Annotated in this window: 20 protein-coding genes and 1 pseudogene; 13 read left to right on the forward strand and 8 right to left on the reverse strand. The window is 70.9% G+C overall.

Annotated features, from left to right (window positions below; translation table 11 throughout):
- Nucleotides 1–49: 49 nt before the first annotated feature.
- Nucleotides 50–2,764 (reverse strand): aconitate hydratase AcnA, encoded by a 2,715-nt coding sequence (acnA, locus tag ACGFYN_RS03025; protein WP_393863956.1) that lies wholly within the window; start codon nucleotides 2,762–2,764, stop codon nucleotides 50–52.
- Between the two features lie 245 nt (nucleotides 2,765–3,009).
- Here acnA and ACGFYN_RS03030 point away from each other — a divergent pair, with 245 nt between their 5' ends.
- From ACGFYN_RS03030 to ACGFYN_RS03060, 7 genes are all read left to right on the forward strand, one after another.
- A complete protein-coding gene (locus tag ACGFYN_RS03030) occupies nucleotides 3,010–3,360 on the forward strand; it encodes a hypothetical protein (RefSeq protein WP_393863957.1) in 351 nt (116 codons plus the stop codon).
- A gap of 37 nt (nucleotides 3,361–3,397) precedes the next feature.
- Entirely contained in the window at nucleotides 3,398–3,595 is a 198-nt protein-coding gene (locus ACGFYN_RS03035; RefSeq protein ID WP_393863958.1) for a DUF4236 domain-containing protein, read from the forward strand.
- Nucleotides 3,596–3,659: 64 nt separating this feature from the next.
- Nucleotides 3,660–5,189, forward strand: coding sequence for a helix-turn-helix domain-containing protein (locus tag ACGFYN_RS03040; protein WP_393863959.1), 1,530 nt, complete (start codon nucleotides 3,660–3,662; stop codon nucleotides 5,187–5,189).
- 195 nt (nucleotides 5,190–5,384) lie between these two features.
- Nucleotides 5,385–7,007, forward strand: a complete 1,623-nt coding sequence (gene boxC / locus ACGFYN_RS03045; RefSeq protein WP_393863960.1) for a 2,3-epoxybenzoyl-CoA dihydrolase — start codon at nucleotides 5,385–5,387, stop codon at nucleotides 7,005–7,007.
- A 4-nt stretch (nucleotides 7,008–7,011) separates the two neighbouring features.
- Nucleotides 7,012–8,433: a benzoyl-CoA 2,3-epoxidase subunit BoxB gene (boxB, locus tag ACGFYN_RS03050; protein ID WP_393863961.1), complete on the forward strand. Its 1,422-nt coding sequence runs from the start codon at nucleotides 7,012–7,014 to the stop codon at nucleotides 8,431–8,433.
- A gap of 10 nt (nucleotides 8,434–8,443) precedes the next feature.
- Complete coding sequence (locus tag ACGFYN_RS03055) at nucleotides 8,444–9,967, forward strand: benzoate-CoA ligase family protein (RefSeq protein WP_393863962.1); 1,524 nt, start codon at nucleotides 8,444–8,446, stop codon at nucleotides 9,965–9,967.
- Nucleotides 9,964–10,821 (forward strand): amidohydrolase family protein, encoded by an 858-nt coding sequence (locus ACGFYN_RS03060; RefSeq protein WP_393863963.1) that lies wholly within the window; start codon nucleotides 9,964–9,966, stop codon nucleotides 10,819–10,821. Before ACGFYN_RS03055 ends, ACGFYN_RS03060 begins: the two co-directional genes overlap by 4 nt.
- Here the strand turns inward: ACGFYN_RS03060 and ACGFYN_RS03065 are convergent.
- Entirely contained in the window at nucleotides 10,818–11,672 is an 855-nt protein-coding gene (locus ACGFYN_RS03065; protein ID WP_393863964.1) for a PaaX family transcriptional regulator C-terminal domain-containing protein, read from the reverse strand. The genes ACGFYN_RS03060 and ACGFYN_RS03065 overlap by 4 nt on opposite strands.
- Nucleotides 11,673–11,829: 157 nt before the next feature.
- Nucleotides 11,830–12,294 (reverse strand): DUF6299 family protein, encoded by a 465-nt coding sequence (locus ACGFYN_RS03070; protein ID WP_393863965.1) that lies wholly within the window; start codon nucleotides 12,292–12,294, stop codon nucleotides 11,830–11,832.
- Nucleotides 12,295–12,520: 226 nt separating this feature from the next.
- Here ACGFYN_RS03070 and ACGFYN_RS03075 point away from each other — a divergent pair, with 226 nt between their 5' ends.
- Nucleotides 12,521–12,715: a DUF5999 family protein gene (locus tag ACGFYN_RS03075; protein ID WP_393863966.1), complete on the forward strand. Its 195-nt coding sequence runs from the start codon at nucleotides 12,521–12,523 to the stop codon at nucleotides 12,713–12,715.
- 25 nt (nucleotides 12,716–12,740) lie between these two features.
- On the opposite strand, the gene ACGFYN_RS03080 is transcribed toward ACGFYN_RS03075, so the two are convergent.
- Both ACGFYN_RS03080 and ACGFYN_RS03085 read right to left on the reverse strand, forming a co-directional pair.
- Nucleotides 12,741–13,139, reverse strand: coding sequence for a RidA family protein (locus ACGFYN_RS03080; protein ID WP_393863967.1), 399 nt, complete (start codon nucleotides 13,137–13,139; stop codon nucleotides 12,741–12,743).
- Nucleotides 13,136–14,305, reverse strand: a complete 1,170-nt coding sequence (locus ACGFYN_RS03085; RefSeq protein ID WP_393863968.1) for an acyl-CoA dehydrogenase family protein — start codon at nucleotides 14,303–14,305, stop codon at nucleotides 13,136–13,138. The genes ACGFYN_RS03080 and ACGFYN_RS03085 overlap by 4 nt, the downstream gene beginning before the upstream one ends.
- Before the next feature lie 126 nt (nucleotides 14,306–14,431).
- Between ACGFYN_RS03085 and ACGFYN_RS03090 the strand changes: the two genes are divergently transcribed.
- From ACGFYN_RS03090 to ACGFYN_RS03105, 4 genes and pseudogenes are all read left to right on the forward strand, one after another.
- A complete protein-coding gene (locus ACGFYN_RS03090; protein ID WP_393863969.1) occupies nucleotides 14,432–16,048 on the forward strand; it encodes an AMP-binding protein in 1,617 nt (538 codons plus the stop codon).
- 15 nt (nucleotides 16,049–16,063) lie between these two features.
- Nucleotides 16,064–16,876 carry a PaaX family transcriptional regulator C-terminal domain-containing protein gene (locus ACGFYN_RS03095; protein ID WP_393863970.1) on the forward strand — a complete coding sequence of 271 codons (813 nt, stop codon included), beginning with the start codon at nucleotides 16,064–16,066 and terminating at the stop codon, nucleotides 16,874–16,876.
- A gap of 114 nt (nucleotides 16,877–16,990) precedes the next feature.
- Nucleotides 16,991–17,542 (forward strand): adenylyl-sulfate kinase, encoded by a 552-nt coding sequence (gene cysC, locus ACGFYN_RS03100; protein ID WP_393863971.1) that lies wholly within the window; start codon nucleotides 16,991–16,993, stop codon nucleotides 17,540–17,542.
- Nucleotides 17,539–17,790 (forward strand): annotated as a pseudogene (locus ACGFYN_RS03105) (phosphoadenosine phosphosulfate reductase family protein); the annotation flags it as partial. The gene cysC and the pseudogene ACGFYN_RS03105, both read left to right, overlap by 4 nt.
- 105 nt (nucleotides 17,791–17,895) lie before the next feature.
- Here the strand turns inward: ACGFYN_RS03105 and ACGFYN_RS03110 are convergent.
- Entirely contained in the window at nucleotides 17,896–20,163 is a 2,268-nt protein-coding gene (locus tag ACGFYN_RS03110) for a bifunctional salicylyl-CoA 5-hydroxylase/oxidoreductase (protein WP_393863972.1), read from the reverse strand.
- A 7-nt stretch (nucleotides 20,164–20,170) separates the two neighbouring features.
- Nucleotides 20,171–20,998: an enoyl-CoA hydratase family protein gene (locus ACGFYN_RS03115; protein ID WP_393863973.1), complete on the reverse strand. Its 828-nt coding sequence runs from the start codon at nucleotides 20,996–20,998 to the stop codon at nucleotides 20,171–20,173.
- A 299-nt stretch (nucleotides 20,999–21,297) separates the two neighbouring features.
- On the opposite strand from ACGFYN_RS03115, the gene ACGFYN_RS03120 reads away from it, so the two are divergent.
- The gene (locus tag ACGFYN_RS03120) at nucleotides 21,298–21,750 is read left to right on the forward strand and encodes an ATP-binding protein (RefSeq protein WP_393863974.1); all 453 of its coding nucleotides are present in this window, start codon (nucleotides 21,298–21,300) and stop codon (nucleotides 21,748–21,750) included.
- A 16-nt stretch (nucleotides 21,751–21,766) separates the two neighbouring features.
- On the opposite strand, the gene argF is transcribed toward ACGFYN_RS03120, so the two are convergent.
- Entirely contained in the window at nucleotides 21,767–22,774 is a 1,008-nt protein-coding gene (gene argF / locus ACGFYN_RS03125; RefSeq protein WP_393863975.1) for an ornithine carbamoyltransferase, read from the reverse strand.
- Nucleotides 22,775–22,829 lie beyond the last annotated feature (55 nt).

Below are 22,829 nucleotides of genomic sequence, written 5' to 3' on the forward strand. Positions count from 1 at the left end.
CGTCCCCGGCGAACCGGGAACGCGGCCTTCAACTGCCTTGCAGCGCCGCTTACTTGCGGATCAGCGAGCGCAGCACGTACTGCATGATGCCGCCGTTGCGGTAGTAGTCGGCCTCACCGGGGGTGTCGATGCGGACGACCGCGTCGAACTCGACACCGGTGTCGGTGGTGACCTTGACCGTGCGCGGCGTGGTGCCGTTGTTGAGCTCCTCGACGCCGGTGAAGGAGAAGGTCTCCTCGCCGGTCAGGCCGAGGGACTCGGCGGTCCGGCCCTCCGGGAACTGCAGCGGCAGGACGCCCATGCCGATGAGGTTCGAGCGGTGGATGCGCTCGTACGACTCGGCGATGACGGCCTTGACGCCCAGGAGCGCGGTGCCCTTGGCCGCCCAGTCGCGGGACGAACCGGAGCCGTACTCCTTGCCGGCCAGGACGACCAGCGGGATGCCCTGCTCGATGTAGTTGCGCGAGGCGTCGTAGATGAACGACACCGGCGCGTCTGCCTGCGTGAAGTCGCGGGTGTAGCCGCCCTCGGTGCCCGGCGCGATCTGGTTGCGCAGGCGGATGTTGGCGAACGTGCCGCGGATCATGACCTCGTGGTTGCCTCGGCGCGAGCCGTAGGAGTTGAAGTCGCGGCGCTCGACGCCGTGCTCCGTGAGGTACTTGCCGGCGGGGGTGTCGGCCTTGATGGCACCGGCCGGGGAGATGTGGTCGGTGGTGACCGAGTCGCCCAGCTTGGCCAGCACACGGGCGCCGGCGATGTCGGAGACCGGGGCCGGCTCCATCTCCATGCCCTCGAAGTACGGGGGCTTGCGGACGTAGGTCGACTCGGCGTCCCACTCGAAGGTGTTGCCGGTCGGGATCGGCAGCGCCTGCCACTGGGCGTCGCCCGCGAAGACGTCCTGGTAGGACTTGTTGAACATGTCCTCGCCGATGGCGTTCGCCACGACGTCGTTGACCTCGGCCTCGGAGGGCCAGATGTCCTTCAGGAAGACCGGGTTGCCGTCCTGGTCGGTGCCCAGGGCGTCACGGGTGATGTCCACCTTCATGGAGCCCGCGAGCGCGTACGCGACGACCAGCGGCGGGGAGGCCAGGTAGTTCATCTTGACGTCGGGGTTGATGCGGCCCTCGAAGTTCCGGTTGCCGGAGAGGACCGAAGTCACGGCGAGGTCATGGTCGTTGACGGCCTTGGAGACCTCCTCCGGCAGCGGGCCGGAGTTGCCGATGCAGGTGGTGCAGCCGTAACCGACCAGGTTGAAGCCGACCTTGTCGAGGTACGGCGTCAGGCCCGACTTGTCGAAGTAGTCGGTGACGACCTTGGAGCCCGGGGCGAGGGTGGTCTTGACCCACGGCTTGCGGGTCAGGCCCTTCTCCACGGCCTTCTTCGCGACGAGCGCGGCGGCGACCATGACGTACGGGTTCGAGGTGTTGGTGCAGGAGGTGATGGCCGCGACGGTGACCGCGCCGTGGTCGATCGTGTAGGTCGAGCCGTCGGGGGCGGTGACCTGGACCGGGTTGCTCGGCACGCCGTTGGCGGAGGCCGGGGCGTCGGAGGCCGGGAAGGACTCCTTGCCCGCCTCGTCGTCGTCGGCGACGTAGTTGCGCACGTCGCTCTTGAACTGCTCGGCGGCGTTGGCGAGGACGATTCGGTCCTGCGGGCGCTTCGGGCCGGCGATGGAGGGGACGACCGTGGAGAGGTCCAGCTCGAGCTTCTCGGAGAAGTCGGGCTCGGCCTTCGGGTCCAGCCAGAGGCCCTGCTGCTTGGCGTACGCCTCGACGAGCGCGACCTGCTGGTCGGTGCGGCCGGTCAGGCGCATGTAGTTCAGGGTCTCGTCGTCGATCGGGAAGATCGCGGCGGTGGAGCCGAACTCCGGCGACATGTTGCCGATGGTGGCGCGGTTGGCGAGGCTCGTGGCCGCGACACCCTCGCCGTAGAACTCGACGAACTTGCCGACGACGCCGTGCTTGCGCAGCATCTCGGTGATGGTGAGCACCAGGTCGGTGGCGGTGGTGCCGGGCTTGAGCTCACCCGTGAGCTTGAAGCCGACGACGCGCGGGATGAGCATCGAGACCGGCTGGCCGAGCATCGCGGCCTCGGCCTCGATGCCGCCGACGCCCCAGCCCAGGACACCCAGGCCGTTGACCATCGTGGTGTGCGAGTCGGTGCCGACCAGGGTGTCGGGGTAGGCCTTGCCGTCACGGACCATGACGACGCGGGCCAGCTTCTCGATGTTGACCTGGTGGACGATGCCGGTGCCGGGCGGGACGACCTTGAACTCGTCGAAGGCGGTCTGGCCCCAGCGCAGGAACTGGTAGCGCTCCTTGTTGCGGCCGTACTCCAGCTCGACGTTCTGCTTGAAGGCGTCGTTGGTGCCGAACTTGTCGGCGATGACGGAGTGGTCGATGACCAGCTCGGCCGGGGCCAGCGGATTGATCTTGTCCGCGTCGCCGCCGAGCTCCTTGACGGCCTCACGCATGGTGGCGAGGTCCACGACGCAGGGCACGCCGGTGAAGTCCTGCATGATCACGCGGGCCGGCGTGAACTGGATCTCCTGGCTGGGCTGGGCCTGCGAGTCCCATCCGCCGAGGGCACGGATGTGGTCGGCGGTGATGTTCGCGCCGTCCTCGGTGCGGAGCAGGTTCTCCAGCAGGACCTTGAGGCTGTACGGAAGGCGAGCCGAGCCTTCCACCTTGTCCAGCCGGAAGATCTCGTACGACTCGTCGCCCACCTGCAGCGTGCTGCGGGCGTCGAAGCTGTTCGCCGACACGACAGTCTCCTTCATTGATGTGCGCGTACTCACCACGATCCTGCCGCCACGGCAACTTGGCCGATCCACTAAGGTAAGGCTAAGTTAGGTAACCCTTACCAGGCTGGCGACTGCGGTGCTCCTGGGCAGATATCTCGATGTCGAGATAACTCTAGTACATGCCCGTCGACAGGTCATGTCCGGACCGCCTCCGGCATGCCGCGACGCGGTGGCGTCGGCCACACGGGGCACGCCAGGATCGGCGCATGCCTGCCGGAGACCACCCCGCACACCTCGACCCCGCACCGATCGGCCGCTGGAGCAGCACCCCCTTCGAGCTGGGCGTCATGGAGTCGTCGCAACTCGAGCCGCGCGACGACGGCACGGGAAGCACGACGATCGCGAACCTCGCGGGCGACGAGACCTCGCACATCACCTGGAACTGCCCGACCGCCGGCGTTCTGGAACTGCGCGACGAGCACGGCGGCGCCACCCGGGTGCGCTACACACTCGCGCCCGTCCGGCCGGTCGGCGGCGGAGAGCCGGTGCGGGCCGCGGCGTTCGAGCCGTCTCTCCTTTGCGCCCATCAGTACGCGCACACGGGGTATCCGACCTGAGCGGCACTCAGATCCAGAACCCAAGAAGGAGGCATACATGTCGCTCACCTTCCGCAAGAGCTTCCGGATCCTGCCGGGGGTGCGTCTGAACATCAACCGGCACTCCTGGTCCATCACCACCGGCGGCAGCCACGGCCCGCGGCATACGCACAGCAGCACGGGACGTCGCACGACATCGATGGATTTGCCCGGACCTTTCGGATGGAGGCGCACCCGTACCGCAAGGCGACGTTGACGGCCCGTCACCCGAACGGACCCCTCAACGGGCCCCATCTCATATATGAGATAACCTCAACCTCATGGCAGACGACTACCTCGTACGCATCGGCAGGCTCATCCGTGACGCCCGGCAACACCGCGGCTGGACGCAGGCACAGCTCGCGGAGGCGCTCGGTACCAGCCAGAGCGCCGTCAACCGCATCGAGCGCGGCAACCAGAACATCAGCCTTGAGATGATCGCTCGAATCGGTGAGGCCCTGGACAGCGAAATCGTCTCGCTGGGCTACTCGGGCCCGATGCATCTGCGCGTGGTCGGCGGCCGCCGGCTCTCCGGCGCCATCGACGTCAAGACGAGCAAGAACGCCTGCGTCGCACTGCTGTGCGCGTCCCTGCTCAACAAGGGACGCACGGTGCTGCGCCGGGTCGCGCGGATCGAGGAGGTGTACCGCCTGCTCGAGGTCCTCAACTCCATCGGCGTGCGCACCCGCTGGGTCAACGACGGCGTGGACCTGGAGATCATGCCGCCCGCCGAGCTGAACATGGCGGCGATCGACTCCGACGCGGCCGTGCGGACGCGGTCCATCATCATGTTCTTCGGCCCGCTGCTGCACCGTATGGACCGCTTCAAGCTGCCGTACGCGGGCGGCTGCGACCTGGGCACGCGGACCATCGAGCCGCACATGATCGCGCTGCGCCGGTTCGGGCTGGACATCACCGCCACCGAGGGCCAGTACCACGCCCAGGTGGACCAGGCGATCCGGCCCGACCGGCCGATCGTGCTGACCGAGCGCGGGGACACCGTCACGGAGAACGCGCTGCTCGCCGCGGCCCGTTCCGACGGAGTCACCGTCATCCGCAACGCCTCGTCCAACTACATGGTCCAGGACCTGTGCTTCTTCCTGGAGACGCTCGGCGTCCGGGTCGAGGGCATCGGCACCACGACGCTCACCGTGCACGGCGTCCCGGACATCGACGTCGACGTGGACTACTCCCCCTCCGAGGACCCGGTCGAGGCGATGAGCCTGCTCGCCGCGGCCGTGGTGACCGAGTCGGAGCTGACGGTGCGCCGGGTGCCCATCGAGTTCCTGGAGATCGAGCTGGCGGTCCTGGAGGAGATGGGACTCGACCACGACCGCTCGCCGGAGTACTACGCGGACAACGGCCGCACCCGGCTGATCGACCTGACGGTCCGTCCCTCCAAGCTCGAGGCCCCGATCGACAAGATCCACCCCATGCCCTTCCCGGGCCTGAACATCGACAACGTCCCGTTCTTCGCGGCCATCGCCGCCGTCGCGCAGGGCCAGACGCTGATCCACGACTGGGTCTACGACAACCGGGCCATCTATCTGACGGACCTCAACCGCCTCGGCGGCCGCCTCCAGCTCCTCGACCCGCACCGGGTCCTGGTGGAGGGCCCGACCCGCTGGCGCGCCGCCGAGATGATGTGCCCGCCGGCCCTGCGGCCCGCCGTGGTCGTCCTGCTGGCGATGATGGCGGCCGACGGCACCTCCGTGCTGCGCAACGTCTACGTCATCAACCGCGGTTACGAGGACCTCGCCGAGCGCCTGAACTCGGTCGGGGCGCAGATCGAGATCTTCCGGGACATCTAGCTCTTCGCGGACGCCCGGCTCCTTCCGGGGCGTCCGCGCGGCTCACCCCGCCTCCGTGGCGCCGGGCACCCCTCGCGGGCCCGGCGCCACACCTCGTTCCGGCCGCTTTTTGTTCTACAGAACCTTGACGCCCTGCCGCTCTTCTGTAGACGATCGAGGTATCGGTACCCGCACCGGCGCGAGGAGGCGCTCGGCATGGTGGAGGTGTCCTTCGACCGGAGCCCGCAGACGTACCGGCACTGGAGGCTGCGTACGGACGGGCCGGTCGCCTGGCTGGAGCTGGACGTCGACGAGCAGGGCGGACTGGTGCCGGGCTACGAGCTCAAGCTCAACTCGTACGACCTCGGTGTGGACATCGAGCTGTACGACGCGCTCCAGCGGCTGCGGTTCGAGCACCCCGAGGTGCGGGCCGTGGTGCTGACCAGCGCCAAGGAGAAGGTCTTCTGCGCGGGCGCGAACATCCGGATGCTCGCGGGCTCCCCGCACGAGTGGAAGGTCAACTTCTGCAAGTTCACCAACGAGACCCGCAACGGCATGGAAGACGCCTCCGCGCACTCGGGCCTCACCTTCATCGCCGCGGTCAACGGCTCCTGCGCCGGCGGCGGTTACGAGCTCGCGCTCGCCTGCGACCGCATTCTGCTGATCGACGACAACTCCTCGGCGGTCGCCCTGCCCGAGGTCTCGCTGCTGGGCGTGCTGCCCGGCACGGGCGGGCTGACCCGGCTCACGGACAAGCGCCGGGTGCGCAAGGACCTCGCCGACGTCTTCGCCACCCGCAGCGACGGCGTACGGGGGAAGACGGCCGTCGACTGGCGGCTGGTGGACGAGGTGGTGCCGCGGCGGGAGTTCCGGGCGATCGTGGAGCAGCGGGCGCGGGAGGCGGCGGCGCTGAATCCCCGTCCCGACGACGTCCGGGGCGTTCGACTCGGGCCGCTGCAGCGGGAGGTGACCGGGAACGGGATCTTCTACCGGTACGTGCGCGCCGAGTTCGACCGCCCGGGCGGGCTTGTCCGGATCACCGTACGAGGGCCGGACGAGGAGGACGGCTGGCTGCTCGGCCTCACCCGTGAACTCGACGATCTGATCCTGCGGCTGCGGACGAACGAGCCCGAGCTGGGCACCTGGGTGCTGCGCACCGAGGGCGACCCGGAACGCGTACTCGCCCACGAACAGCGGCTGTTGGGCGCGAAGGACGACTGGCTGGCGAACGAGGTGCTGCACTACTGGAAGCGCACCCTGAAGCGTCTCGACGTCACCAGCCGCAGCCTCGTCGCGCTGATCGAGCCGGGCGGCTGCTTCGCGGGACTGCTGCTGGAGCTCGCCCTGGCCTGCGACGTGCAGTACATGCTGGACGGGCCGCCGATCGAGGACCCGGACAGCGAGGAGCGGGCTCGACTCGTCGTGTCGGAGGCCAACTTCGGCATCTTTCCGATGGGCAACGGACTGTCGCGTCTGCAGTCTCGTTTCTACCGCCAGGACGACCATCTCGACTGGCTGCACCGGGAGGCGGGGCACTCACTGACCGCCGCCCAGGCGCGTGAGCTCGGGCTCGTCACCGACGCGCCCGACGACCTCGACTGGGAGGACGAGATCCGTCTCGTCCTGGAGAACCGGGCCGCGCTGAGCCCGGACGCACTGACCGGGATGGAGGCCAACCACCGGTTCGTCGGCCCGGAGACCATGGAGTCCAAGATCTTCGGCCGCCTCAGCGCCTGGCAGAACTGGATCTTCGTACGCCCGGGCGCCTCGGGTCCGGAGGGCGCGCTGCGCCGCTACGGCACCGGGCGGCGGGCGGTCTACGACCGGAAGCGGGTGTGACCCGATGCCCACGGACATCGACTACGACTCCAAGATCCCCAACAACGTCGGACTCGCCGACGACCGCCGGCTGCAACGGGCGCTGGAGGGCTGGCAGCCCAAGTTCCTCGGCTGGTGGGGCGAGATGGGCCCGTCCCTGGAGAACCACGGCGTCTACCTGCGTACGGCCGTGTCGGTGGGCCGCGACGGCTGGGCGCACTTCGGCCATGTCAACGTGCCCGACTACCGCTGGGGCATCTTCCTCGCCGAACCCACCCCGGACCGCCGGGTCGCCTTCGGCGAGCACAAGGGCGAGCCGGTCTGGCAGCAGGTGCCCGGCGAGTACCGCGCCGACCTGCAGCGGCTGATCGTCGTCCAGGGCGACACCGAGCCCGCCTCGGTCGAGCAGCAGCGCCTGCTCGGGCTGAGCGCGCCGAGCCTGTACGACCTGCGCAACCTCTTCCAGGTCAACGTGGAGGAGGGGCGCCACCTGTGGGCGATGGTCTACCTCCTGCACGCCTACTTCGGCCGCGAAGGACGTGAGGAGGCCGAGGCCCTGCTCTACCGCAACTCCGGCAGCCCCGACTCGCCGCGCATCCTGGGCGCGTTCAACGAGGAGACCGCCGACTGGCTGGCCTTCTACATGTTCACCTACTTCACCGACCGGGACGGCAAGTACCAGCTGGGCTCGCTCAAGGAGAGCGCCTTCGACCCGCTGTCGCGGACCTGCGTCTTCATGCTGAAGGAGGAGGCGCACCACATGATGGTCGGCACCACGGGTGTCGACCGTGTGGTGACCCGGAGCGCCCAACTGGTGCGCGAGAACGACACGCTGGACATCGCGGCCTGCGGCGGCATCCCACTCGACATCGTCCAGAAGTACATCAACTTCCACTACACGGTCTCCCTCGACCTGTTCGGCAGCGAGACCTCCACCAACGCGGCCAACTACTACACCGCCGGGCTGAAGGGCCGCTGGCAGGAGGAGCGGCGGGGCGACGACCACCTGCTCACCGAGGACGGCGTACGGCTGGACAAGCCTGCCGGGGACGGGAGTTGGGGCGTGGACGAGGTCCCCGCGCTGCTCGCGCTCAACCTCGACCTGCGCGACGAGTACATCGCCGACTGCAGGACCGGCGTCAAGCGCTGGAACCGCATCCTCGACGAGCACGGCGTCGACTTCCGGCTGACGCTCCCGCACCCCGGCTTCAACCGCCACGTCGGTCTCGCCGCGGGCCACCGCGTCACGCCCGACGGCACGATCGTCGACGAGGAGACCTGGGAGGCGAACCGCGGGCACTGGCTGCCGACGGCCGAAGACCTGGCGTTCGTACGGTCGTTGATGCAACCGGTGTACGAGCGCGGGAAGATCGCGAGCTGGGTGGCACCGCCGGTGAACGGCATCAACGGCAAACCGTTCGACTACGAGTACGTCCGACTGGTGTGAGGCGGCCGTCATGCCCGAGCTGTTCAACGCGGCCGAGTGGCTGGTCGACCGGCAGGTGAGAGGCGGCAACGGCGGTCGCACGGCCGTCGTGACGCCCACCCGTGCCCTGACCTACGAAGAGCTGTCCGGCGAGGTCGGCCGGGTGGCGGCCGGGCTGCGGGCCCTCGGGGTGCGGCCCGAGGAGCGCGTCCTGTTCTGCATGGCGGACGACGTCGAGCTGTTCACCGGCATCCTCGCCGCCTTCCGCATCGGCGCGGTGGCCGTGCCCGCCTCGACCATGCTCACCGGGGCGGAACTGGGCAGGCTGATGGCGGACTGCCGTACGCGATTGGTGCTGGGATCGGCCGAGTTCGCGCCCCTGGTGCGGGCCGCCGTACAGGAGGCTCCGGAGGTCGAGCACGTCGTCCTCGGCGACGAGTGGCAGCGGCTGCGGGCCGCCGGCGCGGACGAGGGGCCGTATCCCACCTGGTCGGACTCCCCTGCCCTGTGGCTCTACACGTCCGGTACGACGGGCACGCCCAAGGCGGCGATGCACCGGCACGACGGCATCAGGCTCGTCGCGGAGAACTACGGGCGCCGGGTGCTCGGCATCGGCCCCGAGGACCGCTGCCTTTCGGTGGCGAAGCTGTTCTTCGCCTACGGCCTCGGCAACTCGATGTTCTTCCCGCTGTCGGCCGGCGCCACCGCTCTGCTGGAGCCGGCCCGGCCCTCGCCCGCACTGTTCGCCAAACGGGCGGCGGCCGACCGGGCCACGGTCCTGTTCGGCGTGCCCGGCTTCCTCGGGGCGCTGCTCGCGAGCTTCGACATCCCCGACGACGCCTTCGGGACCGTACGCGTGGGCGTCTCGGCCGGTGAGGCGCTGCCGGCGCGGATCTGCCAGGGGATGCGGCAGCGGTTCGGCGTCGAGGTGCTCGACGGGATCGGGTCGACCGAGATGCTGCACATCTTCATCTCCAACCGGCAGGGACGGGTCCACCTCGGTTCCTCCGGCGAGCCTGTTCCGGGGTACGCCGTGGAGCTGCGGGACGCGGAGGACCGGGTGGTGGCCGGCGAGGGCGTGCCCGGAGAGCTGTATGTGCGCGGGGCGTCGGCCGCCACCGGTTACTGGTGCCGGGCCGCGACCACCCGTCAGGTCTTCCTCGGCGACCGGGTGCGCACCGGCGACACGTACGTCCGCAACGGCGACGGCACGTACACCTGCATGGGCCGCACCAACGACCTGCTGAAGGCGGGCGGCATCTGGGTCTCGCCCGCCGAGGTCGAGGAGCGGCTGCTGGCCCATCCGGACGTGGCGGAGGTCGCCGTCGTCGGCGCGCGCGACCCGGACGGGCTGGACAAGCCGGTGGCGTGCGTGGTGCCGAGGGCCGGGCGCGAGGTCGATGCGGAGGCGCTGGTCGCCTGGTGCCGGGAGGGCCTGGCCGCGTTCAAGCGGCCGCGCGCGGTCGTCGGCCTGGCCGAGCTGCCGCGCACGCCGACGGGGAAGATCCGCCGCAACGTACTGCGGGAGATGGTCCGCTCCGAGGAGACGCCGTGATCGGCGGTGAGACGGTGGTGGACGCGCACGTCCACGTGCCGCGGCTGTCCACGCTCAAGCCGGCCTGGTTCGAGTGGGCGCGGACGTTCTCCCGCGGACACCCGTGGCGCGACGCCTACGACGATCAGGGTGACCCCGTGCCGGAGCGGCTGGACGCCCTGCTGGAGTCCGAAGGCGTGGACCGTGCGCTGCTGTTCTGCGAGTACAGCCCGCGGGCCACCGGCATCCAGCCGATCGAGGACCTGCTGCCGGTCGTCGCGTACAACCCGGTCCGCTTCCGGCTGGTCGCGAACGTCAACCCGCATCTGCACCACCCGCTGCCGGCGGAGGCCGAGCGCCAGCTGGACCTGGGCGCGGTCGCGGTCAAGCTCCATCCCGTGCACGCCGGTTTCGACCCCGGCGACAAGGAGCTGTACCCGCTGTACGGCCTGTGCGCCGAGCGCGGCGTCCCGGTGATCGTGCACTCCGGCACCTCCACCTTCCCCGGCGCCCGGGCCCGCTACGGCGACCCGCAGCTGCTGCTCGACGCCGTGGAGGACTTCCCGGACGTCCAGTTCGTGTTCGCCCACGGCGGCCGGGGCTGGTGGTATGACACCGCCGCCTTCCTGGCGCTGGCCCGCCCGAACGTCTGGCTCGACCTCGCCGGGCTGCCCCCGCACAAACTCCCCGGCTACTACGCCCGCTTCGACCTGCTGAGGCTGGCGGGCCGCTGGATCTTCGGCACGGACTGGCCGGGGGTGCCGGGAACGTCGGACAACGTCACCGCGCTACGGGAGCTGGGCCTGCCGGAGGAGACGCTGCGCGGCGTGCTGTCGGGCAACGCGGCGAAGGTCTTCCCGGGGCTGGGGGTCTAGCCGGCCGGGCCCTCGAGTTCCTCCCAGCGCCGCTGCGCCGCCGCGCTCCAGTCCGCGTGCCTGCCGTGGAAGAGGTCCACCGCCCGCGCTCCGCTCCAGCCCGTGGGGAGGAGTCTCGCGGGCAGGCGCGGGTCCAGGAAGGGGAAGCGGCGCCATTCGTGGACGAGTGCGGTGAGGTCGCGCAGGACGGCGTCGCCGTCCGCCGGGCGCAGGCCCGTGAACTCGTCGATGAAGGACTCGTAGCGCTCCTCCACCTCGCTCAGGTCCCAGGCGCGGGCGACCATCGCCGGCTCGCTGCCCACGTCGCCGTAGGAGGCGGTGAAGGACATCGCGTCGTCGGCCAGGCCGAGTTCCTTCAGCACGGCGAGCGCCTCCGCCTCCCGGTCGGCGCGGGGCGTGATCCACACGCCGGGCTCCGGGGAGCCGAAGCCGGCCCAGCTCAGCCGGGTGCGGACACGGTGGCGCAGGTCGCGCTTGGACTCCGGCACCGAGACCAGGACGACCAGCCAGGTGCCGTCCCAGGCGCGCTCCTCGCGCCCGAAGTCGTAGATGCGCTGCGCGCCCTCGGTCAGCAGGCGGCGTCCCGGCGGGGTCAGCGCCCAGCGCACCCGGCGGCCCACCCGTTCCGAGGCCAGCCACCCCTCGGCGGCGGTACGGGCCAGGGACTGGCGGGCCGACTTCTCCTCGACGCCGAACAGCGCGAGCGCCTCCACCAGCGCGGACGTCCAGACGGGCCGGCCGCGCGGCAGGACGTACTCGCCGAGCATGGTCATCAGCAGCGAACGGGCGCTCGTGTCACCGACTTCGCGGCGCCTGCTGACCACCGGCCGCGAGGAGGCGTCCTTGGCCATGTCCGTCACACCCCTCGCCGCCGGTCTTCCGATGCCGTACTTGCACAATATCTTGTCGTTGCACGAGGGATAAGTAGAGCGTTTCGGTCCGGCCGGTCCGTTCCCGGAACGCCGCGCGCCGCCGGCCTTTCGGGCCGGCGGCGCGACGGGGCGGCTGTCAGGCCTTGCTCAGGGTGACCTCGTGCCGCTCCATGGCGTGGAAGCGGGGCAGGGGCAGGATGCCGTGGAAGCTGAGCTCCGTGACGGTGGCCTCGACGGTCACCTTGCCCGGCGCGACCTCCATGGAGGGCACGCTGCTGTTCTCCCAGCGGTGCGTCTCGCCGTCGCAGACGGCCGCCGTGCCGCCGATGCCCTGGATCATGGTCGTGGTGCCGCCGTCGGAGGTCGTGGAGCTTTTCCGTACGTTGGAACTGACGAAGGCGGCTCCGTCGCCGCCCACGCAGCGATACGTGCCGGAGAGCGTGACGGCGCCGTCCTCGGCGATGTGGCCCGTCGGGTCGACGGTCACCGTCTCCTGCACGTCCGTGGTCCGCTGCGGGGCCGCCGTCGCCGGGGCGGCCGGAGCGGCGAGCAGGAACAGCGCGGCACCGGCGGCGAGGGCCAGGGCGGGACGCTTGGTCATGGGAAACCTCCTGTAGGTGGGGCTTCCACTGGTACCCGGCGAGAACGCCGGCGGCCGTGACCGTCACCCCTTCGGTGGCGAGTCCGCACCGACCGTCGTGGAACCGTCCGGGGGTTGTCCGCGTGTTGTCACGCTTCACGGCGGGCCGTTCCGATGAGTTCACGAGGGGAGCATGGTCTGTACGTAGGGACCGGACGGACGGTCCCGACCGACGTGGAGGTGCGCCATGTGTTCCCACCAGTCTTCGTGCCCTTCCTTCGACGGCAACGCCGCGCACGTCGTCGCCGCCCACCCCGAGCAGGGCTGGAGCCTGCTGTGCGACGGCGCGATCGTCTTCGACGACACCGGTGAGCTCACGTCCGACGGCCGGGCCGTCGCGCCGCACCGGGTGCCCGTCGAGCGGCTGGCCGTCGCGGCCTGAGCACACCGCAGCCGTACGCCGCCGCCTACGGCAGCACGGCGAACCCGTCGAGCTCCACCATCGCCTGCTCGTCCCACAGGCGCACGACCCCGACGACGGCCATCGCCGGATAGTCACGGCCCGCCGACTCCCGCCAGATACGGCCCAGTTCGGGCGCGTGGACGCGATAGGCGGCGACATCGGTGGCGTAGACGGTGACCCGGGCGAGATCGGCCGGGGTACCGCCCGCCGCGCGCAGGGCCGTGAGCAGATTGGCCAGGGCCCGCCCGAACTGCTCGGGAAGGGTGTCGCCGACGACCTTTCCGTCGGCGTCTAGAGCGGTCTGGCCGGCCAGGAGGACCACGCGGGAGCCGGTGGCGACCACGGCGTGGGAGAAGCCGGTCGCCGGGGAGAGTTCGGGTGGATTGACGCGCTCGGTACTCACTGCGATTCCTCCACTGTCTCCACGTCGGCGTACAACTCCTTGGCGATGATGCCGCGTTGGACCTCGCTCGCCCCCTCGTAGATACGCGGGGCGCGCACCTCCCGGTACAGGTGCTCCAGGAGGTGGCCGCGGCGCAAGGCGCGGGCGCCGTGCAACTGGACGGCGCTGTCGACCACATACTGCGCGGTCTCGGTGGCGAGCAGTTTCGCCATCGCCGCGCGCTTGGGGACGCCGGGGGCGCCTTCGTCGTACGCCGCCGCGGCAGCGTGGACCATGAGGCGGGCCGCGTCGGTGCGCAGCGCCATCTCGGCGACCTGGTGGGCGACGGCCTGCAGATCCTTCAACTTGCCGCCGAAGGCGTCCCGTCGGGACGTGTGCGCGAGGGTCGCGTCGAGCGCGGCCTGCGCCATGCCGACCGCGAACGCGCCGACGCTGGGACGGAACTGGTTGAGCGTCCCCATCGCGACCCGGAACCCGCGGTCCACCTCACCGAGCACGTCGTCCGCCGTGACGGGTACGGCGTCGAAGTCGAGGGCGCCGATGGGATGCGGCGAGAGCATGTCGAGGGCCGTGCCGGTGAGCCCGGGCCGGTCGGCCGGGACGAGGAAGGCGGTCACGCCCCGCGCGCCGGCGCCGGGGGTGGTCCGGGCGAAGACGGTGTAGAAGTCGGCCTGGGGCGCGTTGGAGATCCAGCACTTCTCACCGGTGAGCCGCCAGCCGGCCCGGCCGTCGGGTTCGGCCGTGACCGACCCGTCGGGCTCCGGCTCCGCGCGCAGCGCCAGCGCCCCGGCGTCCGAGCCCGCCCCCGGTTCCGTCAGCGCGAAGGCCGCGACCGCCGTGCCGTCGGCGACCTTCGGCAGCCAGCGGTCGCGCTGGGCCGGGGTGCCGCAGGCGTGCACCGGATGCGCGCCGAGGCCCTGCAGGGCGAGGGCGGTCTCGGCCTCCGTGCAGGCGTACGCCAGTGACTCCCGCATCAGGCAGAGGTCCAGGGCGCCCGCGGTGAACAGCCGCCCCAGGAGCCCGAGCCGGCCCAGTTCCGCGACGAGCGCGCGGTTGACGTGCCCCGGTTCGCCCTTCTCGGCGAGCGGGCGCAACTGCTCCGCGGCCAGGGTGCGCAGCTCGCCACACCAGGCGATCTGTTCCGGTTCGAGCGAGAATGCGGGCATTGCCGGTCCCCTCTCCTCAGCGCCTCACCCCGACCGTATCGCGTACCGTTGACTGTCGTCACCAACACGATACGCTCCAAGTGCGAGCCCACCACGACGGCCAGAACGGCAAGGGGGCGCACCGCCATGAACGTCTCGGCCCACGTCGACACCTTCGCGCGCGACCACCTCCCGCCGCGCGAGGACTGGCCCGAACTGTGCTTCGACCTGCCGGGGCTGCGTTACCCCGATCGGCTGAACTGTGCCGCCGAGCTGCTGGAGCACGCCGACCCCGCGCGCCCGGTGTTCCACACCCCCGCGGGCCCGTCCTGGACGTACGGCGAGCTCCGCGCCCGTGTCGACCGCATCGCGCACGTGCTGACCGGCGATCTCGGCGTCGTCCCCGGCAACCGCGTCCTGCTGCGCGGCCCGACCACGCCCTGGCTCGCGGCCTGCTGGCTGGCGGTGCTGAAGGCGGGCGCGGTCGCGGTCACCGTGCTCGCCCAGCAGCGCCCGCACGAGCTGAGCACGGTGTGCGGGATCGCCGAGGTGACGCACGCGCTGTGCGACATACGGGCCGTGGACGACCTGGCGAAGGCCGAGATACCCGGCCTGCGGATCACGACGTACGGCGGTGACGCCCCCGACGACCTGCTGCACCGGCCGGCGCCCGGCACCCCGTACCCGGCCGTCGACACCGCGGCCGACGACGTCGCACTCATCGCGTTCACCTCGGGCACGACCGGCCGCCCCAAGGGCTGCATGCACTTCCACCGGGACGTGCTCGCGATCGCCGACACCTTCTCCCGGTACGTGCTGCGGCCCCGTGCGGACGACGTCTTCGCGGGCAGCCCACCGCTCGGCTTCACCTTCGGGCTCGGCGGTCTCGTGGTCTTCCCGATGCGGGCCGGCGCGAGTTCGCTCCTTCTGGAACAGGCCCATCCCAAGCAGCTGCTGGCGGCGATCGCCGAGCACCGGGTCTCGGTGGTGTTCACCGCACCGACCGCCTACCGCGCGATGCTGGAGGAACTCGACGCCCATGCCATCGCGTCACTGCGCCGCTGCGTCTCGGCCGGCGAGAACCTGCCCGCCGCCACCTGGCAGGCCTGGTACGACCGGACCGGGCTGCGCATCATCAACGGCATAGGCGCCACCGAGCTGTTGCACATCTTCATCTCCGCGGCCGACGAGCACATCAGACCCGGGACGACCGGCACGGCCGTACCCGGCTGGCAGGCGCGGGTGCAGGACGAGGACGGCAACCCCGTGCCCGACGGCGAGCCGGGACTGCTCGCCGTGCGCGGCCCGGTCGGCTGCCGCTACCTCACCGACCCGCGGCAGCACGTCTATGTGCGCGGCGGCTGGAACATCACCGGTGACACATATGTCCGCGACGGCGACGGCTACTTCCGCTACGTCGCCCGCGCCGACGACATGATCATCTCGGCCGGGTACAACATCGCCGGACCCGAGGTCGAGGACGCCTTGCTGCGCCACCGGGACGTGGTGGAGGCGGCCGTCGTGGGGCGGCCCGACGAGGCGCGCGGGCAGGTGGTCGTGGCGTACGCCGTGCTCAAGGAGGGTGCCGGGCGGGACGTCGAATCCCTGCGCGCCTTCGTCAAGTCCGAGCTGGCGCCGTACAAATGCCCCCGCGAGATCGTCTTCCTGGACGCGCTGCCGCGCACCGCGACCGGCAAGCTCCAGCGCTTCCGGCTGCGCAGCGAACCGGACGTCGAACGTGAAACCGATGGTGACCAGCACTGATGCCGACGACCTAAGATGATCAACGTGTCCGACCAGCATGCACCACGGTCTCTCATCGTCACGCTCTACGGCGCCTACGGCCGTTTCGCCGAGGGCCCCGTGCCCGTGGCCGAACTGATCCGGCTGCTGGCCGCGGTCGGCGTGGACGCCCCCTCGGTCCGCTCGTCGGTGTCCCGGCTCAAACGCCGCGGGCTGCTGGTGCCGGCCCGCACGGCCCAGGGCTCGGCCGGCTACGAACTCTCGCCGGACGCCCGCCAGTTGCTCGACGACGGCGACCGGCGCATCTACGCCACGACGCCGCCCGAGGACGAGGGCTGGGTGCTCGCCGTGTTCTCCGTGCCGGAGTCGGAGCGGCAGAAGCGGCACGTGCTGCGGTCCCGGCTGGCCGGGCTCGGCTTCGGCACGGCGACGCCGGGGGTGTGGATCGCGCCCGCGGGGCTGTACGAGGAGACCCGGCACACGCTCCAGCGGCTGCGCCTGGACCCGTACGTCGACCTCTTCCGCGGCGAGCACCTCGGGTTCGCGGCGACCGCGGAGGCGGTGGCCCGCTGGTGGGACCTGGCCGCGATCGCCAAGGAGCACGAGGCGTTCCTCGACCGTCACGGGCCCGTGCTCCAGGGATGGGAGCACCGGACGGACACCTCGCCGGAGGACGCGTACCGCGACTACCTCCTCGCCCTGGACTCCTGGCGCCATCTCCCCTACATCGACCCGGGTCTGCCGGCCCGCCTGCTGCCCGGGGGCTGGCCGGGGGTCCGCTCGGCGGCGGTCTTCCGTGGCCTGCACGCGCGGCTCAGGGACGCGGGGGCCGAGTTCGCGGGCGTGTGATCCCAGCCACAACTTGCGTCACTCACGGAACCCTCAGCTTCTTCTCTCACTCTTCTCAAGTTTCTTACCTAGGGTGCCTCGGAGCCCCCAAGGCAAGAAAAGAGGAAGTTGCGCATGACCACCACGGCACGGGTTCAGGGAGCCACCGTCTGGCTCACCGGACTGCCGAGCGCGGGCAAGACGACGATCGCCCGCCTCCTCGGCGAACGCCTGAAGGCCGAGGGACATCGTGTGGAAGTCCTCGACGGCGACGAGATACGCCGCTTCCTCTCCGCGGGCCTCGGCTTCTCGCGGGAGGACCGCAACTCCAACGTGCAGCGCATCGGCCTCGTCTCCGAGGTCCTCGCGCGCAACGGCGTGCTCTGCGTGGTCCCGGTCATCGCGCCGTACGCGGACAGCCGCGAGGCGGTGCGCACACGGCACGACGCCAGTGCCACGCCGTACATCGAGGTGCATGTCGCCACACCGGTCCAGGTGTGCAGCGAGCGGGACGTGAAGGGGCTCTACGCCCGGCAGGCCGCGGGGCAGTTGGTGGGTCTGACGGGCGTCGACGACCCGTACGAGCCGCCTTTGGACCCGGATCTCGTGCTGCCGACGCAGGACCAGACACCGCGGGAGTCGGCGGACGCGGTGCACGCCGTGCTGGCGGAGCGGGGGCTGGTGTGAGCGCGGCGGTGCGGGGCATCACCCTCTCCCACCTGGACGCGCTGGAGTCCGAGGCGGTGCACATCTTCCGTGAGGTGGCGGGTGAGTTCGAGCGGCCGGTGATCCTCTTCTCCGGCGGCAAGGAATCCATCCTCATGCTGCACCTGGCGCTGAAGGCCTTCGCCCCGGCGCCGGTTCCCTTCTCGCTGCTGCACGTGGACACCGGACACAACTTCCCCGAGGTCTTGGAATACCGGGACCGCACACTGCCGACCCGCTCCCCCTCGACGACTACACCGCCTCCCGCCGCACCGGCGCCTTCATCCTGATCGACCCGGCGGACGGCGCGACCCTCACCGCGGGGACGGCGAACGTCAACTCCCCAGTGTGAGTCGCTGTTTGGGGGTGTCCGTGCGGCCCGTCCGGGGGCGGCGGCTGCCCGCGCGGTACGGCTCCGGCCAGACGACGCCCGGGCCGTCGTAGCCCTGTTCGGCTGCCGCGTGGAGGGTCCAGTGGGGGTCGTAGAGGTGCGGGCGGGCCAGGGCGCACAGGTCTGTGCGGCCCGCCAGGATCAGGGAGTTGACGTCGTCCCAGGAGGAGATCGCACCGACCGCGATCACCGGGACACCGACGCGGTGGCGGATACGGTCGGCGTACGGGGTCTGGTAGGAGCGGCCGAAGGCCGGGCGTTCGTCGGAGACGACCTGCCCGGTCGACACGTCGATCGCGTCGGCGCCGTGCGCGGCGAAGGCGCGGGCGATCTCGACGGCGTCCTCGGCGGTCGTGCCGCCCTCGGCCCAGTCGGTGGCGGAGATGCGGACGGTCATCGGGTTCTCGGCGGGCCAGACCTCGCGCACCGCGTCGAAGACCTCCAGCGGGAAGCGGAGACGATTCGCCGGCGAGCCGCCGTAGGCGTCGGTACGGCGGTTGGTCAGCGGGGAGAGGAAGCCGGAGAGCAGATAGCCGTGGGCGCAGTGCAGTTCGAGGAGGTCGAAGCCGGCGCCGGCGGCACGCCGGGCGGCGGCGGTGAACTGCTCGCGCAGCTCGGCGAGTTGGGTGCGGGTCAGCTCGCGCGGGGTCTGGCTGCCCGGTTTGTACGGCAGCGCGGAGGCGGCCGCCAGCGGCCAGTTGCCGTCCTCGAGCGGCTCGTCCATGCCCTCCCACATCAGCTTGGTGGAGCCCTTGCGGCCGGAGTGGCCGAGCTGCACACCGACCGCGGTGCCCGGGGACTGCGCGTGCACGAAGTCGGTGATCCGCCTCCAGGAGTCCGCCTGCTCCGTGGTGTACAGGCCGGTGCAGCCGGGCGTGATCCGGCCCTCCTCGCTGACGCACACCATCTCGGTCATCACCAGGCCGGCCCCGCCGAGCGCCCGTGCGCCCAGATGCACGAGGTGGAAGTCGCCGGGGAGGCCGTCGACGGCGGAGTACATGTCCATCGGCGAGACCACGACCCGGTTGCGCAGGGTCAGCCCGCGCAGCCGGAACGGCGTGAACATCGGCGGCGTACCGTCCGGGCAGCCGAACTCGCGCTCCACGGCACCGGTGAAGCGGGCGTCGCGCAGGCGGAGGTTGTCGTGTGTGACCCGCCGGCTGCGGGTGAGCAGGTTGAAGGCGAACTGGCGCGGCGGCTGGCCGAGATAGAGGCCCAGGTTCTCGAACCACTCCAGGCTGGCGCGCGCGGCACGCTGCGTGGAGGCGACGACGGGCCTGCGCTCCTCCTCGTAGGCCGCGAGCGCCTTGTCCAGGGAGGGCTGTTCCTCCAGACAGGCGGCGAGGGCGAGCGCGTCCTCGACGGCGAGCTTGGTGCCGGAGCCGATGGAGAAGTGGGCGGTGTGCGCGGCGTCGCCGAGCAGCACGGTGGTGCCGTGCGACCAGTGCTCGTTGGTCACCGTGCGGAAGGTGGTCCACGCCGACTTGTTGGAGCGCAGCGGCCGGCCGCGGAGCGCCTCCGCGAAGATCTTGGCGCACCGCTCGACGGACCCGGCCTCGTCGAGTTCGGCGAACCCGGCCGCCTGCCACACCTCTTCGCGCATCTCGACGATGACCGTCGAGGCGTCGGACGCATAGGGGTAGCCGTGCAGCTGCATCACGCCGTGTTCGGTCTCGGCGATGTCGAAGCGGAAGGCGTCGAAGGCGAAGTCGGCGGCGAGCCAGATGTAGCGGCAGCGGTGGCTGGTCACGCGAGGGCCGAAGACGTCGGCGTACGTCTCGCGGACGGTGCTGTTGATGCCGTCGGCGGCGACGACGAGGTCGTGCGTCCGCGCCAGCTCGTCGGGGTGCGGGGCCTCGGAGCGGAAGCGGAGCTCCACACCGAGGGCGCGGCAGCGGTCGTGCAGGATCTCCAGGAGGCGTTTCCGGCCGAGGGCGGCGAAACCGTGGCCGCCGGAGGTGTGCCGTGCGCCCCGGTGCACGATGTCGATGTCGTCCCAGCGGACGAATTCGGCACACATGGCCTGGTAGACCACGGGGTCGGCGTGCTCGATACCGCCGAGCGTCTCGTCGGACAGGACGACGCCGAACCCGAAGGTGTCGTCCGGGGCGTTGCGCTCCCAGACGGTGATCTCGCGGGTGGGGTCCAGCCGTTTCAGCAGTGCCGCGGCGTAGAGACCGCCGGGACCGCCGCCGATGATCGCGACGCGCATCGCGACCTCACCTCCCCTGCCACTTGGGCGGCCGCTTCTCCGTGAACGCGGCGTGGAACTCGGCGTAGTCGTCGCCGTTCATCAGCAGCGCCTGCGTCGAGGCGTCCAGTTCGACCGAGGCCGCCAGGGGCATGTCCAGCTCGGCCGTCAGCAGGGCCTTGGTCTGGGCGTACGCCAGGGCCGGGCCCTCGGCCAGGCGGTGGGCCAGCGTCTGGGCGGCCTCGTCGGCCCGGCCCTCCTCGGTCAGCTCGCTGATCAGGCCGATGCGCTCCGCCTCGGGGGCGCGTACCGGTTCGCCCAGCATGAGCAGACGGGTGGCATGGCCGAGTCCGACCACCCGGGGCAGCAGATAGGCCGCGCCCATGTCGCCGCCGGACAGGCCGACCCGGGTGAACAGGAAGGCGAAGCGGGCGGTCGGGTCGGCCACCCGGAAGTCCGCCGCCAGGGCCAGGACGGCGCCGGCGCCCGCCGCCACCCCGTGCACGGCCGCGATCACCGGGAACGGGCACTCCCGGATCGCCCGCACCGTCTGCCCGGTCATCCGGTTGAAGTCGAGCAGCTGGGCGGTGTCCATGGACAGGGTGGCGCCGATGATCTCGTCGACGTCGCCGCCCGAGCAGAAGCCGCGGCCCTCACCGGCCAGCACCAGGGCCCGTACGGCGCGCTCCCGGGACAGCTCGGCGAGCAGGTCGCGCAGGTCGGCGTAGGCGCCGAAGGTGAGCGCGTTGAGCTTGTCGGGGCGCGCGAGCGTGACCGTGGCGACCCCGTCGGCGAGCTCGACGCGCAGGTGTTCCCAGCTCGGGGTGCGGGCGGCGGAGCCGGTGAAGGGACTCATGACGTGCGGCCTCCTCGGGGGCGGGGCACTGCCGTACTGAGCTCTGGTCTTCGAAGTTATCACTCTTCTGTGACTGTCGTCAGGAGGGCGCGATAAGGCTGACCGGATCCGACCCGGTCGGGTCACATCCGTCACGGATCGTCGACAGACGCGCTACGGCAGGATCAGACGTGCGAGGCGAGGCGTTGTTACGGGTAAGCCGCTCGTCATCGGGGCCGAAGGTCCCGTGCGGCGCCCGCCGGACGACTCTGACGGACGGCGCCGTACCATTCGTACGGTTGAAAGCAGGACAGCCTGCTATGAACGGACCCGCTTTGTACGAACGCCCCTCCGCCTCCGCCTCCTGGCGCATCGCGCTGCCGCACAACACCGCGGCCGTGCCGGTGGCCCGTGCGCTGGTGCGCAGCGCGCTGGCCGAGCTGGACCACGGGGCCGACTGCGACACCGCGGAACTGCTCACGGCCGAGCTGGTCGCGAACGCCGTGGAGCACACCGTCGGGGACTCCCCGATAGAGCTCGTGGTGGAGCTGCTGCCCGGCGGCTGCCAGGTCGAGGTGCACGACCCGGACCCGATGCCGCCGTACGAACTGACCTGGCCCAGCGACAAGGAGCCCGACGTCTGGGACGAGGGCGGGCGCGGGCTGCTGCTGATCCGGGCGCTCAGCTCGTCCTGCGGGCACCGGCCGACCACCTCGGGCAAGGCCGTGTGGTTCCGGCTGCCGACGGTGCCGCAGCAGCGGCGCCCCGTCTGACCGCCGCCGGCGCGGGTCAGGCCAGGGTCGCGACCAGGACCGCCTTGATGGTGTGCATCCGGTTCTCGGCCTCGTCGAAGACCACGGAGTGCTCGGACTCGAACACCTCGTCGCTGACCTCCAGCTCGGTGAGCCCGTGGCGCGCGTGGATCTCGCGGCCGACGTCGGTTCCGAGGTCGTGGAAGGCCGGCAGGCAGTGCAGGAACTTCACGTCGGGATTGCCGGTGGCGCGAAGGACGTCCATGGTCACGGCGTAGGGACCCAGGAGCGCTATGCGCTCGTCCCAGACCTCCTTGGGCTCCCCCATCGACACCCATACGTCGGTGGCGATGAAGTCGGCGCCGCGCACGCCCTCCTTCACGTCGTCGGTGAGCGTGATGCGGGCCCCCGAGGCTGCGGCGAGCTGCTGGGCGACCTCCACGATCGTCTCGTCCGGCCACAGCAGCCGGGGTGCGACGATGCGGACGTCCATGCCGAGCAGGGCGCCGGTGACCAGGTAGGAGTTGCCCATGTTGTAGCGGGCGTCGCCGAGGTAGGCGAAGGCCGTCGCGGTCAGCGGCTTGTCGCTGTGCTCGGTCATGGTGAGCACGTCGGCCAGCATCTGGGTGGGGTGCCACTCGTCGGTGAGCCCGTTGTAGACCGGGACCCCGGCATGCGCGGCCAGCTCCTCGACGACGCCCTGGCCGTGTCCGCGGTACTCGATCCCGTCGAACATCCGCCCGAGCACACGCGCGGTGTCCTTCACGGACTCCTTGTGCCCGATCTGCGAGCCCGACGGGTCGAGATACGTCGTCGAGGCCCCCTGGTCGGCCGCCGCGACCTCGAACGCGCAGCGCGTGCGCGTCGAGGTCTTCTCGAAGACGAGCGCGATGTTCTTCCCGCTCAGGTACCGCGTCTCGGCCCCCGCCTTCTTGGCGGCCTTCAGCTCGGCGGCCAGCTCGATCAGGCCGAGGAACTCCTGCCCGGAGAGGTCGAGCTCCTTGAGGAAGTGGCGGCCTGCGAGGGCGGTCGGGACTGTCGCCATGGTGGCACTCCAGAATGCGGGAACGTCTACCCTTGGAAGTCTATACGAAGAATTG

The sequence above is a fragment of the Streptomyces sp. NPDC048419 genome (genome assembly GCF_043200415.1).
In the GTDB taxonomy this organism is placed as follows: Bacteria; Actinomycetota; Actinomycetes; order Streptomycetales; family Streptomycetaceae; genus Streptomyces.